Origin of the sequence: Georgenia soli (assembly GCF_002563695.1) — a bacterium.
GTDB classification, from domain to species: Bacteria; Actinomycetota; Actinomycetes; order Actinomycetales; family Actinomycetaceae; genus Georgenia; species Georgenia soli.
The window spans coordinates 2,449,365-2,462,173 of record NZ_PDJI01000004.1 but is presented as its reverse complement, the minus strand read 5'-3'; the positions used below and the strand labels follow the sequence as shown (position 1 = coordinate 2,462,173).

The window sequence follows — 12,809 nt, the reverse complement described above, 5'->3', positions numbered from 1 at the left end:
GGAGCGGCGCTACGGCTGGCGCGGGGGTCGCCGTCGTCTCAGTCCGGCTCGGGCGGGGCGGTCTCGCCCTCGGCCTCGTCGCGGTCGGCCCACTCCAGCAGCGGGGCGAGGTCGAAGGCGGCGTCGTCGATGCCGGCGTGGAGGTCGCCCAGCTCGGCGTAGCGCGCTGGCATCGTGGCCACGGTGAAGTCCCGCGGGTCGCAGTCGGGGACCTCGTCCCAGGTCACCGGCGCCGAGACGGTGGCCTGCGGGGTGCCGCGCACCGAGTAGGCGCAGGCGATGGTGTGGTCGCGGGCGTTCTGGTTGAAGTCGACGAACACCTTGGACGGGTCGCGGTCCTTGCGCCACCAGGTGGTCGTGGCATCCTCCGGCGTGCGGCGCTCCACCTCGCGGGCGAACGCCAGCGCCGCCCGGCGCACGTCGTGGAAGCCGTGCTCCGGCCTGATGCGCACGTAGACGTGCAGGCCGTCGCCGCCGGTGGTCTTGGGGAAGCCGGTGGCGCCGAGCTCGTCGAGGACCTCCCGCGCCACGGCCGCCACGCGTCGGACGGTGGCGAAGTCCGTGGTGTCGCCGGGGTCGAGGTCGATGCGCCACTCGTCGGGCTTCTCCACGTCCGCCCGCCGGCTGTTCCACGGGTGGAACTCCACGGTGGACATCTGCACGGCCCAGATCACCTGGGCGAGCTCCGTGACGCAGAGCTCGTCGGCGTCGCGGTCGTACCGGGGGAAGTGCACCCGCACGGTCTGGACCCAGTCGGGCGCCCCGTGCGGCAGCCGCTTCTGGTGGACCTTCTCCCCCTCGATGCCCTCGGGGAAGCGGTGGAGCATGCACGGCCGCTCCCGCAGGGCGTTGACCACGCCGTCGCCGACGGCGACGTAGTAGCTGGCGAGGTCGAGCTTGGTGTGGCCGGGGCCCGGGAAGTAGACGCGGTCGGGGTTGGAGATCCGCACGGTCCGGCCGCCTACCTCGAGCTCGGTCGCGGGCGCCTTCGCCTTGGCCATGGGGGTACTCCACCACAGCCGGGCACGGCGCACACCCGGGACAGGAGCACATCAGGCGGGCACGCCTGCCGGCACCGCCTCACGGGCGTCAGGCCGGCACACCTGCCGGCACCGGCTCCCGGGCGCGGCGTGCGCCCTCGCGCCACAGCCGCACGAGCACGCCGACCGCCGCCACCGCGACGGCGGAGCCGACCGCGACCAGGACGACGGACCTCGTGACGCCCGGCTGGACGAGCGACCCGAACCACGCGACTAGGCCGCAGCACGCCGCCAGCACGGGCGCGAGGAGCGCCCCGGCCCACTTCTGCCACGTCGACCACAGCGCCGACGACGCGAGCAGGATCGTCGAGACCAGCCAGGGCACGCCGACCAGCGGCAGCGGGGCCAGCATGTTCCAGAGGATGTCGTACGACGCGGGCAGGAGCGGCGTCGGCGTGTCCACACTCCCCGCGCCAGGTGGTGTCGCCGGCTGCTCCGTCACCAGGAGCGCGACGCTCACGCCCAGCACGAGGAGGTAGAGGCCCACCGTCAGTGCCGTCAGGAGGCCGACGGTGACCGGGACCCACGGCTGGGTCAGCGGCGGCCGGGACAGGGCTACCGGTGCTGTCGGCCGGTCGATCGGGCGGGGCACCGGACCCAAGGTGGAGAGGGCGGATGCCGCCACCCGGTCGGGCGGGCCGAGCTCGGTGAGGACCTGTCGGACGGTGGCGTCATCGACGGGCCGCTCCACTTCGGTGAGCGAGGCGTCGATGTGCTCCCGGAGCCCGGCGAGGATTTCCGCACGGTCCACGGGATCGATGCTCGCAAGCATGCGTGCGACGTCGTCGAGGTAGTCGTTGACGCGACGGTCGGCGGTCATGTCGGTTCTGCTCTCTGCTCGAGGGCCGCGTCGACCGCGTCCCGGAAGGGCTGCCAGACCTGGGCGAAGGCGGCGATCGCACGCTCGCCGTCGGCGGTGAGGGCGTAGTAGCGCCGGGGCGGACCGGCGGATGACTCCTGCCAGGCGGTCTCCACCAGGCCCGCGTTCCGCAGGCGGGCGAGGAGCGGGTAGAGCGTGCCCTCGCCGCTCATGAGAACGCCGTCGGCGGTCAGGGCCCGGGCGATGTCGAGCCCGTAACGGGGCTCGGGACGCAGGAGCGCGAGGACGCAGTACTCGAGCGCGCCGCGGCGCAGGTTCGAGAGGATGGCGTCGTCGCCGGGTACCATGCACCACAAGTTACCAGTTTCGGCGATGCGCGGCGCCAAGAGTGACGTGCTGCGTCAGGAGAACAGCCGCAGGAGGACTCAGCGTCCAGCGCCTGGCGGTCGTTCAGAGGGTGGCCCGCTCGGCCGACCTGCTGGACCGTGCGGCGAGGCGTACCGTCGAAAGTCAGAGAACCAGCACGCCCGCGCACCGCCCGGGGACAGCAGCAGCGACGATGTGCGAGCTCCTCGACCGAGGAGGCGTTGTGGCACCAGCACACGGGACCCTTCGGAAGGGCGGCGCACCTGCGAGCCTGGAGGGCATCGACCGGCTCATCGCCGACATCCGTACGGGCCACTTCGAGCGGAGTCTGGCGGCCCTCACCGCCGCAGGGGCAGCGGTCACGGCCGCCGAGATCTACTTCGAGCACGACCGGGCGAGCTTCGGCAACCGATGGATGTGGGCCCCGGTGGCCCTCGGCCCCGTCGGCGCGGCCGCGGGCGTGGCTGGGTTCGCGAGCCGGCGGATGGCGAAGACCCTGCTGCCGCTGGCGTCGGCGACCATCGTGGCGAACGGCCTGCAGGGCGTGTACCTGCACGCCCGCGGCGTCGCCCAGAAGCCGGGCGGGTGGCGCAACTGGCGGTACAACGTGGAGATGGGCCCGCCGATCCTGGCACCGCTCCTCATGACCATGGTCGGGGGGATGGGGCTCCTCGCGGCGGTGCTGCGGAGGGAGCAGTGAGCCGGCTCCCGCTCGCCCCGGACGACGGCGGAGGGCGCTTCCCCGGCTTCGACACGCTCTCCCAGTCCCGGCACTGGGACGCGGCGACCGAACGCCTCGTCCGGTCGCGCCTGGAGCCGCCGGGGCCGCTGCGGTTCTTCACCGCCGACCAGGCCCGCACCGCACGCGCGCTCTGCGACCAGCTGCTCGGCCAGCGTGGTGAGCCCAGGGTCCCCGTCGAGATCATGGTCGACGCCCGGCTCGCCGCCGGCCAGACCGACGGCTGGCACTACGACGACATGCCGGAGGACGGTGCCGCCTGGCGCCGCACCCTCGCCCACCTCGATGAGGACGCCGGCCACCTGGCGGGCTCCGCCGGACAGCGCTTCGCCGACCTGCCCCCGGCGCACCAGGAGCAGGTGCTGGCGACGGTCCTCGATCTCGAGGGTGAGCGCTGGCACGGCATGGTGGCCCTGCACGTGTGGAGCCTGTGGACCCGGTACGCGTGCACCGCCTTCTACTCCCACCCGTGGGCGTGGGACGAGATCGGTTTCGGCGGTCCCGCGTACCCGCGCGGGTACAAGAACCTCGGCCTGGACGCCCGGGAGCCGTTCGAGGTGGCGGACGCCCGCCCGTCGGACCCGACGCGCCGCGCGGCCCACTCCGGGGAGCCGGCAGGGTCGGAGGGCGCCCCCGTCAGCGGGGGTGCGACATGACTCGGGTGCAGGACCGGAACGCCTCGGCGTGGCTGCTCCCGCCGCGGCCAGGCACGAACCACGAGCTGCGGGACCGGATGCGCACCTTCGCCGACGCCGAGGAGGTCGACCTGGTCGTCGTGGGATGCGGTGCGGGCGGGGCCACCCTGACACAGCGCCTGGCCCGTGCGGGGTGGCACGTGGTCGCGATCGACGCGGGGCCCTTCTGGGACCCGCAGGAGGACTGGGTCAGTGACGAGGCGGGGTCGCACCACCTCTACTGGACGGAGCCGCGCGTGATCGGCGGTGACGACCCGGTCCCACTGGGGTCCAACAACTCCGGCCGTGGTGTCGGCGGCTCGATGGTCCACTACGCCGGCTACACCCCGCGCTTCCACCCGAGCGACTTCACGACGGCGAGCGTGGACGGGGTGGGGGCCGACTGGCCACTGCGGTACGAGGAGCTGCGCCCGTACTACGCCGACATCGAGGCGGAGCTGCCCGTGGCGGGCGAGCACTGGCCGTGGGGCGACCCACACGGCTACCCGCACCGTCCGCACCCGGTCTCCGGCAACGGCGAGCTGTTCCTGCGCGGCGCGGAGGCGTGCGGGATCACCGCCAAGGTCGGGCCGGTCGCCATCGCGAACGGCCGGTTCGGGCACCGGCCGCACTGCATCTACCGGGGGTTCTGTCTGCAGGGCTGCAAGGTCGACGCGAAGGCCTCCCCGCTGATCACGCACGTGCCCGACGCGATCGACCGCGGCGCCGAGATCCGGGCCGAGTCGATGGTCACGAGGGTGGAGGTCGACGACCGCACCGGCCGCGCGACGGGCGTGCACTACGTCCGCCACGGCAGGGCCGGCTTCCAGCGGGCCCGGGCGGTCGCCGTCGCGGGCTACTCGATCGAGACACCACGGCTCCTGCTCGTCTCGACGAGCCGACGCTTCCCGGACGGGCTGTGCAACGACCACGACCAGGTCGGCCGGTACCTCATGGTGCAGGGCGCCCCGCAGACGGCGGGCCGCTTCGACCAGGAGGTGCGGATGTGGAAGGCCCCGCCGCCGGAGGTCAGCACCGAGCAGTTCTACGAGACGGACCCGAGCAAGGACTACGCCCGGGGCTTCTCGATCCAGACCGTCTCCCCGCTGCCGATCACCTGGGCCGAGCACATGTCGGCGCAGGGGCACTGGGGCGAGACCCTGCGCGCCTACATGAGCGACTACGTGCACTGGGCCTGCCTGGGGGCCCTGTGCGAGTTCCTGCCGCGGCCGGAGAACCGCGTCACCCTCGCGGACGAGACCGACGGCAACGGCATGCCGGTCGCACACTTCGCCTACAGCCAGTGCGACAACGACAGGAAGCTGCTCGACGCCGCCCAGTCCGTGATGGAGGAGATCCTCGCCGGCGCAGGGGCGGACGAGACCGCCACGATCCGCCGGTACGCGCACCTCGTGGGCGGCGCCCGCATGGCCGCCGACGCCGAGCACGGCGTGGTCGACGGCGACTGCCGCACCTTCGCCGTGCCCAACCTCTTCGTCACCGACGGGAGCGTGCTGCCCACCCAGGGCAGCGCCAACCCGGCGCTGACGATCATGGCGCTCGCCGCCCGCACCGCCGACCGCCTGACCTCCGGGGCCGTCGTGCCGTGACCTCCCGCGCCGGGCGCACGCGGCCGACCCAAGAGGACCGATCCAGGGAGACAAGATGTCCGCAACCGTCGCCGACCACCTCCTCGCGCGCCTGCGCGCCTGGGACGTGGACACGGTCTTCGCCTACCCCGGGGACGGCATCAACGGGATCGTGGCCGCCTTCGGCCGCGCCGGCGACAGTCCGCGCTTCATCCACGCCCGGCACGAGGAGATGGCGGCCTTCGAGGCCGTCGGGTACGCGAAGTTCACCGGCCGGCTCGGGGTCTGCCTCGCCACCTCCGGCCCCGGTGCGATCCACCTGCTCAACGGCCTCTACGACGCCAAGCTCGACCAGGTGCCCGTCGTCGCGATCGTCGGGCAGACCGCCCGCAGCGGCCTCGGCGGCGCCTACCAGCAGGAGGTCGACCTCATGGCGCTGTTCAAGGACGTCGCCAGCGACTACCTGCAGACCGTCGTGGTCCCCGAGCAGCTCCCCAACGTTCTCGACCGGGCGGTCCGCACGGCGCTGGGACGTCGTTCCCCGACGGCGGTCATCATCCCGTCCGACGTGCAGGACCTCGAGTACACGGCCCCCACCCACACCTCCAAGATGGTCCCCTCCTCCCTCGGGGTGGAGTGGCCGACGGCGGTTCCCGACGACGCCGGCGTGCGCCGTGCCGCCGAGCTGCTCAACGCCGGCAGCAGGGTCGCCCTGCTCGTCGGGTCGGGCGCCCGCGGGGCCCGCGCCGAGGTGGAGGAGGTCGCCGAGCTGCTCGGCGCCGGGGCGGCCAAGGCGCTCCTCGGCAAGGACGTCCTCTCCGACGAGCTGCCCTGGGTCACCGGCTCCATCGGCCTGCTCGGCACCCGCCCCAGCTGGGACCTCATGCAGGACTGCGACACGCTGCTCACCGTGGGGTCGACGTTCCCCTACAGCGAGTTCATGCCGCCCTACGACCAGGCCCGAGCGGTCCAGATCGACATCGACCCCTCCCGGATCGGCATGCGCTACCCCTACGAGATCAACCTGGTCGGTGACGCCCGTGCGACGCTGCGCGCCCTGATCCCGCTCCTCGACCGCAAGGAGGACCGGTCCTGGCGGGAGAAGGTCGAGGCCGGGGTGGCCGACTGGTGGGGCCTCATGGACCGGCGCGCGCACGTGGAGGCGAACCCGATCAACCCCATGCTGCTGTTCGCCGAGCTCTCGCCGCGCCTGCCCGACGACGTCATCGTCACGTCGGACTCGGGCTCGGCCGCGAACTGGTACGCGCGGCACCTGCGGTTCCGGGACGGCATGCGCGGCTCGCTTTCGGGCAACCTCGCGACCATGGGTCCGGGCGTGCCCTACGGGATCGGGGCGAAGGTGGCGCACCCGGACCGGCCCGTCGTCGTCCTCGCCGGCGACGGCGCGATGCAGATGAACGGCATGGCCGAGCTCATCACGATCAAGCGGTACTGGGAGGAGTGGGCCGACCCGCGCCTCGTCGTCGCCGTCCTGCACAACGACGACCTCAACCAGGTGACGTGGGAGCTGCGCGCGATGGGCGGGGAGCCCAAGTTCGTGGAGTCGCAGACGCTTCCCGACGTCGACTACGCGGCGTTCGCCAGGAGCCTGGGGCTGGAGGGCATCTCCGTCACGACGCCGGGCGACGTCGGAGCCGCGTGGGAGCGGGCCCTGAGCGCCGACCGCCCCGCGCTGCTGGACGTCCGCACCGACCCCGACGTCCCGCCGATCCCCCCGCACGTCACGTACGAGCAGGCCGCGAGCACCGCGCGGGCCCTGTTCAAGGGTGACGAGGACCGCTGGGGGATCATCAAGGAGGGCGTGAGGACGAAGGCCCAGGACTTCCTGCCCGGCCGCAAGCCATGACCGACGGACCCTCCGTGACCGCGGTGACGGCTCGGGCGCTGACCGTGCCGACCGACGCGCCGGAGGCGGACGGCACGTTCGCCTGGGACTCCACCACCATGGTGCTCGTCCAGGCCCGCGCCGCCGACCAGGCGGGCACCGGCTGGACCTACGCTCCGGGCGCTACCTCCGCCGTCGTCCAGGAGCTGCTCGCCCCGGTCGTCACCGGCCGGGACGCCATGGACGTGCCCGGGGCCGCGGACGCCATGGCCCGGGCGGTGCGCAACGCCGGACGGCCGGGGTTGGTCGGGTGCGCGATCTCCGCCGTCGACGTGGCGCTGTGGGACCTCAAGGCGCGTCTGCTGGGTCTGGCCCTGCACCAGCTCCTCGGCGCGGTCCGGGCGGAGGTGCCGGTGTACGGCAGCGGCGGGTTCACCACCTACGACGAGGCTCGCCTCGCGGAGCAGCTCGGTGGATGGGTCCACGGGCAGGGCATCCCGCGGGTGAAGATCAAGATCGGGGAGGCCCGCGGCACGGCGGAGGACCGCGACGTGCTGAGGATGCGCCAGGCCCGTCGGGTTATCGACGACGCCGCGGAGCTCTTCGTCGACGCCAACGGCGCCTACGGCCGCGCCCAGGCGGTGCGGGTGCTCGAACGCGTCGGTGACCCCCGGATCACGTGGTTCGAGGAACCCGTGTCCTCCGACGACCTCGTCGGGCTGGCGCAGGTGCGGGCCGCCGTGCCCGCAGACGTGGCCGCCGGTGAGTACGCGTGGGACCTCTTCACCGTCCGACGGATGTGCGAGTCCGGTGCCGTGGACTGCCAGCAGCTCGACGTCTCCCGGTGCGGCGGCATCACCGAGTTTCTCCGGGCGGCCGCCGTCGCCGCCGCGCACGGGCTGGAGGTGTCCGGCCACTGTGCCCCGCACCTGCACGCCCACGTCGCGGCCGCGGTGCCCAACCTGCGCCATCTGGAGTGGTTCCACGACCACGTCCGGGTCGAGTCGATGGTCTTCGACGGCACGCTCGACCCCGCCGGCGGCACCGTTCGCCCCGACCCGGGTTCGCCCGGGCACGGTCTCACCGTGCGCGAGGACGTGGTGCCCGAGCACCTGGTCCGGTGACCGCGCCGCGCGTGGTCCGCAGCACCGTCGCGGACGAACCGACGGCGCCCGCGGGCGGCACCTACGCCGTCGGCGGGCGCACCTACGCCGTCGGCGGGACGCTCCAGTGCTTGACGACCGGCGCGCCGCGCTTGTGCCCGAGGACCGCCCAGTGCGCGGCGTCGAGCAGGAAGTTCTCCCCGTAGCGCCCCGGCAGGCCGAGCCAGCGCGCGACCATCATCCGCGAGAAGTGGCTGTGCCCGACGACGAGCACGTCACCGTCGTCGAGCAGGCCTCGGACGCGGGCCAGCACGCCGTCCACCCGGGCGACGACGTCGTCGACGCTCTCCCCGCCCGGCGCCCCGTCCGTCCACAGGTTCCACGCCGGCAGTCCCTCGGCCTCCCGCCGGGCGTTGACGTCGGCGGTCGTCACGCCCTCCACCTCGCCGTAGTCCCACTCGACGAGGGCGTCGTCGGTCTCGAAGTCCTCGATGCCGGCGAGCTCGGCGGTGCGGCGTGCGCGCTGGCGCGGGCTGACGAGCACCTTGGTGAACGTGTGCTCGCCGACGTTGTCGAGGAGCTGCCGTGCCTGCGCCTCACCGCGTGCGGTGAGCGGGATGTCGGTCCTGCCGGTGTGCTGCCCGGACAGGCTCCACTCCGTCTCACCGTGCCGGACGATGACGAGGTCGGACATCGTTTCCTCCAGGGATGGGGCTGTGACGAGCATGCCCGCCCGCGCGCCTGCCCGCACTGCGGGTGACACCTGGACGGTTCGCCCCGGGCGACGCCCACCGTCACCGGTTCTGTCAGTCGGTCTGCGCAGGTGAAGCCGACCTGCGGAGAAGAAGTCTGCCGGGGCCGACTTCACCTGCGCACGGTCACTTACCGACCGTCAGGCGCGCACGACGAGCGTGCCGCAGATCTTGTCGGCGAACGTCTGCTTCTTCTCGTCCCACAGCGGCCAGAGGTAGCCCAGGTAGAAGAAGCCGTCGAGGATGTGCGCGAACTCGCGACCCACCGCCAGACCGGCGCCGGTCGGCTGCCCGGTCTCCTCCTTGACGAGCCTGATGCCGAGGGCGGACTTGCCCAGCGACTGCCCCGTCCTGCCCTGACGCAGCACGCGGTTCCAGAGCCAGAGGCCGAACTGCAGGGCCAGACCCAGGAAGATCATGAGCACCCCGAACCCGGTCGGCTCGATGGTCGGCTCGCCCCACGCGTCGACAGCGGGCTCTCCGGTCACCATCGCGATCATGTAGCAGATGAGCGACGGGACAACTGTGACGAGGCTGTCGATCAGGGAGGCGCCCACGCGCTGGAACCAGCTGGCGAAGTCGTGGCGCACGCCCGGGCCGCCGTACCCCGGCGCGTAGCCGTACGACTGCTGGCCGTACTGGGACTGCCCGAACTGCTGCTGGCCGTACGGCTGCTGGCCGGACTGGGGATGGCCGAACTGCTGCTGGCCGTACGGCTGCTGCCCGACCTGCGGCTGCCCGTACTGGCCCTCGCCGTACTGGCCCTCGCCGTACTGGCCCTGGCCGAACTGCTGCTGGCCGTACTGCGGCGCGGCGGGGACGCCGTAGTCGCCGTACCCCGGCCGGCCGGTCTGCCCGTAGGCACGAACGGGCCGGCCGTGAGCCTGGGACTGGTCCCCGTAGGACGGGGCGGACTGGCCGAAGTCCTGTGCCGGCTGGCCGTAGTTCTGGTCGTAGCCCTGCGAGGCCGGCTGCCCGTGACCCTGCTCATCGGCGGGCGCGTACGGGTTGTGGTCGTTGCTCATGCGAGATCCCTCGGTCGATGTGTGCCTGCCGGGAGTTGTATCAGACCGCTCCCGCCAGAAAAGGCGGTTCCGACGGGTACATCTCCCCCTCCCCACCCCGGGGCGACCGGCCGACGGACGCCCCCGGCGGCCCGCACGGACGGCTGGAAGAATGCGGCGCATGAGCGATCGCGTCGACCTGGCCACCCTGACCCCGCCCGTCGCCCTGGGAGCTCTGGACGCCCGGTACCGGCGCACCGTCGCCCCGCTGACCAACCATCTCTCCGAGGCGGCGCTCAACCGCGCCCGCCTGCACGTCGAGGTCGAGTGGCTCATCCACCTCACCGACCACGGCGTCCTGCCCGGCGCCCCCCGCCTCACCGACGCCGACAAGGACTACCTGCGCGACGTCGTCGCCACCTTCGGCGCCGAGGAGATCGCCGAGCTCGGCGAGATCGAGCGCGAGACGCTGCACGACGTCAAGGCCGTCGAGTACTTCCTCAAGCGTCGCCTCGACGCCGCCCCGGCCACCCTCGGCGAGGACACCGTGCTGCCCCGTGTGCACGAGATCGTCCACATCTTCTGCACCAGCGAGGACGTCAACAACCTCTCCTACGCGATCACGGTGCGCGACGCCGTCGAGCAGGTGTGGCTGCCCGCCGCCGCCGCGATGACCGACGACGTCGCCGCCCTGGCCCGCGAGCACGCCGACGCCGCCATGCTCGCCCGCACGCACGGCCAGCCGGCCACCCCGACCACCCTCGGCAAGGAGCTGGCCGTCCTCGCGCACCGCCTGCGCCGCCAGCTGCGCCGGGTCGCGGGCACCGAGTACCTCGGCAAGATCAACGGCGCCACGGGCACCTACGGCGCGCACGCGATCTCGGTGCCGGGCGCCGACTGGGAGGGCGTCGCCCGGGCGTTCGTCGAGCACCTGGGGCTGACCTGGAACCCGCTCACCACGCAGATCGAGTCCCACGACTGGCAGGCCGAGCTCTACAGCGACGTCGCCCGCTTCAACCGGGTGCTGCACAACCTCGCCACCGACGTGTGGACCTACATCTCGCTCGGCTACTTCCGCCAGCGCCTCTCCGCGCAGGGCTCCACCGGGTCCTCGACGATGCCGCACAAGGTCAACCCGATCCGCTTCGAGAACGCCGAGGCCAACCTCGAGATCTCCTGCGCGCTGCTGGACACGCTCGCCTCGACGCTCGTGACCTCCCGCCTCCAGCGCGACCTCACCGACTCCAGCACGCAGCGCAACATCGGCACCGCCTTCGGCCACTCCCTCCTCGCCGTCGACAACGTGCGCCGCGGGCTCGCCGGCCTCGACGTCGACCAGGACGCCCTCGCCCGCGACCTCGACGCCAACTGGGAGGTGCTCGGCGAGGCCGTGCAGCAGGCCATGCGCGCGGCGTCGATCGCGGGCGCCACCGGTATGGAGGACCCCTACGAGCGCCTCAAGGAGCTCACCCGGGGGCGTCGCGTGGACGGGCCGGGCATGCGCGAGTTCATCGCCGGCCTGGGGCTTCCCGACGACGTCGAGGCGCGCCTTCTCGCGCTCGAGCCGGCCACGTACACCGGGCTGGCGGCGTCCCTCGTGCGGCACCTGGACGACTGACCGCCCGGCGGTCCGGCTCCGCGCCGGACCGCCCCGACGTCACGACCAAGAGGTCCCGTGCTGAGCAAGCCGGGGTGGACGTCAGGCCGAGTTAGGCGTCAGCCGTCCAGGACGTGGCACAGCGTCTCCCGCCCGACGGCGGCCAGCACAGGCTCGTCGTCGGAGTGGGCGACCATCGCGGTCGCCATGCACAGCGCCCAGCCGCGGCCGCGCTGCCAGGCCGCGTCGTCGTAGTGCCCGCCAAGGGCGTCCGCGAACCGCCGTCGGGCCGGCGCGTCGAGGGTGAGCCACGCGGTCGCCAGGTCGGTGGCCGGGTCGCCGGCCGTCATGTCGCCGAAGTCGAGGACGGCGGCCAGGCCCCCGGCCGCGTCCAGGAGGAGGTTCGCCGGGTGGAGGTCGCCGTGGACCCACGACGGCGGCCCCTCCCAGTGCGGGACCCTCACCAGCTCCTCCCACAGGCCTTCGACACGGGCGGCGTGCGGGACGGCTCCGGTCGCGAGGCGCTCACGGACGGCGTCCTCCCGGCTGGACAGCGGGACGCCGCGCACCGGGTTGTGCGGGGCGTCCGGCGGGGCGGGGATGTGGAGCGCCAGGACGAACTCGGCCAGCTGCTCCGCCGTCGCGTCACGCTCGGCCGCCGGCACGTGCGCGGCGGGAGACCCGGCCAGCCACGGCACGACAGACCAGTGCCACGGGTAGCCGGCCGTCGGGCCGCCGGTGCGGACGGGCACCGGGACGGGCACGGGGAGCCGGGGGGCCAGCTCGGGAAGCCAGCGCTGCTCGTGCTCGACGAGCGCGGCGGCCTGCCGGCGCCGCGGGACCCGGACCGCGAGGTCCTCCCCCAGCCGCCACAGGACGTTGTCCCAGCCGTTCGCGACGAGCCGCAGCGGCAACGCGGCGAGGTCCGCGTGCTGCTCGCCGAGCAGGTGCCGCACGAGCGACTCGTCCACGTCGACCTCGGCCACCGGCATGCGCGGCACGGGCTCCTCCGATCTGCGTGTCCGGGCGTCCCGAGCGGGTTCGGTCCCGGACTGTCCCCGCCGTCCTGCGCGTCCGCCGGTCCCGCGCGCGGCGCCTCGGTCGTCACCTTCGCGACAGCGTCCACCCTGCGTCAAGAGCGCCGCCCTCGGCGCCAGGACCGGACGACGAGGCGGCGGCGCCCGACGGCGACGCGGCGGCGCGGGCCTCGACCTGCGGCATGTGCAGGCTCACGACACGGGTGGAGGCGCCACCTTGCGGACCCCCGTACCGTTGGTGC

At 73.3% G+C, this 12,809-nt stretch carries 12 protein-coding genes; 6 read left to right on the top strand and 6 right to left on the bottom strand.

Annotation, left to right across the window (positions count from 1 at the left end; translation table 11 throughout):
- Positions 1-38: 38 nt before the first annotated feature.
- From ligD to ATJ97_RS12460, 3 genes are all read right to left on the bottom strand, one after another.
- Positions 39-1,001: a non-homologous end-joining DNA ligase gene (ligD, locus tag ATJ97_RS12470; protein ID WP_098484018.1), complete on the bottom strand. Its 963-nt coding sequence runs from the start codon at positions 999-1,001 to the stop codon at positions 39-41.
- Between the two features lie 88 nt (positions 1,002-1,089).
- Positions 1,090-1,860, bottom strand: a complete 771-nt coding sequence (locus ATJ97_RS12465; protein ID WP_098484017.1) for an HAAS signaling domain-containing protein — start codon at positions 1,858-1,860, stop codon at positions 1,090-1,092.
- Entirely contained in the window at positions 1,857-2,207 is a 351-nt protein-coding gene (locus ATJ97_RS12460; RefSeq protein ID WP_098484016.1) for a PadR family transcriptional regulator, read from the bottom strand. The genes ATJ97_RS12465 and ATJ97_RS12460 overlap by 4 nt, the downstream gene beginning before the upstream one ends.
- Positions 2,208-2,449: 242 nt before the next feature.
- Between ATJ97_RS12460 and ATJ97_RS12455 the strand changes: the two genes are divergently transcribed.
- Genes ATJ97_RS12455 through ATJ97_RS12435 form a run of 5 tightly spaced genes read left to right on the top strand, consistent with a single transcriptional unit; the run spans position 2,450 to position 8,198 of the window.
- Positions 2,450-2,926 carry a hypothetical protein gene (locus ATJ97_RS12455; RefSeq protein WP_211287223.1) on the top strand — a complete coding sequence of 159 codons (477 nt, stop codon included), beginning with the start codon at positions 2,450-2,452 and terminating at the stop codon, positions 2,924-2,926.
- On the top strand, positions 2,923-3,621 hold the full coding sequence (locus ATJ97_RS12450) for a gluconate 2-dehydrogenase subunit 3 family protein (protein ID WP_098484015.1): 699 nt from the start codon (positions 2,923-2,925) through the stop codon (positions 3,619-3,621). The genes ATJ97_RS12455 and ATJ97_RS12450 overlap by 4 nt, the downstream gene beginning before the upstream one ends.
- Positions 3,618-5,249: a GMC family oxidoreductase gene (locus ATJ97_RS12445; RefSeq protein ID WP_098484014.1), complete on the top strand. Its 1,632-nt coding sequence runs from the start codon at positions 3,618-3,620 to the stop codon at positions 5,247-5,249. The genes ATJ97_RS12450 and ATJ97_RS12445 overlap by 4 nt, the downstream gene beginning before the upstream one ends.
- 55 nt (positions 5,250-5,304) lie before the next feature.
- Positions 5,305-7,095: a thiamine pyrophosphate-requiring protein gene (locus ATJ97_RS12440; protein ID WP_098484013.1), complete on the top strand. Its 1,791-nt coding sequence runs from the start codon at positions 5,305-5,307 to the stop codon at positions 7,093-7,095.
- Positions 7,092-8,198: an enolase C-terminal domain-like protein gene (locus ATJ97_RS12435; protein ID WP_098484012.1), complete on the top strand. Its 1,107-nt coding sequence runs from the start codon at positions 7,092-7,094 to the stop codon at positions 8,196-8,198. Before ATJ97_RS12440 ends, ATJ97_RS12435 begins: the two co-directional genes overlap by 4 nt.
- Positions 8,199-8,280: 82 nt before the next feature.
- Here the strand turns inward: ATJ97_RS12435 and ATJ97_RS12430 are convergent, their stop codons facing one another.
- Both ATJ97_RS12430 and ATJ97_RS20595 read right to left on the bottom strand, forming a co-directional pair.
- Entirely contained in the window at positions 8,281-8,871 is a 591-nt protein-coding gene (locus tag ATJ97_RS12430) for a histidine phosphatase family protein (RefSeq protein ID WP_098484011.1), read from the bottom strand.
- Between the two features lie 198 nt (positions 8,872-9,069).
- Positions 9,070-9,954, bottom strand: coding sequence for an RDD family protein (locus ATJ97_RS20595; protein WP_098484010.1), 885 nt, complete (start codon positions 9,952-9,954; stop codon positions 9,070-9,072).
- Positions 9,955-10,114: 160 nt separating this feature from the next.
- On the opposite strand from ATJ97_RS20595, the gene purB reads away from it, so the two are divergent.
- Positions 10,115-11,551, top strand: coding sequence for an adenylosuccinate lyase (purB, locus tag ATJ97_RS12420; RefSeq protein ID WP_098485440.1), 1,437 nt, complete (start codon positions 10,115-10,117; stop codon positions 11,549-11,551).
- A 98-nt stretch (positions 11,552-11,649) separates the two neighbouring features.
- Here the strand turns inward: purB and ATJ97_RS12415 are convergent, their stop codons facing one another.
- Positions 11,650-12,522 (bottom strand): aminoglycoside phosphotransferase family protein, encoded by an 873-nt coding sequence (locus tag ATJ97_RS12415; RefSeq protein ID WP_098484009.1) that lies wholly within the window; start codon positions 12,520-12,522, stop codon positions 11,650-11,652.
- Between the last annotated feature and the right edge of the window lie 287 nt (positions 12,523-12,809).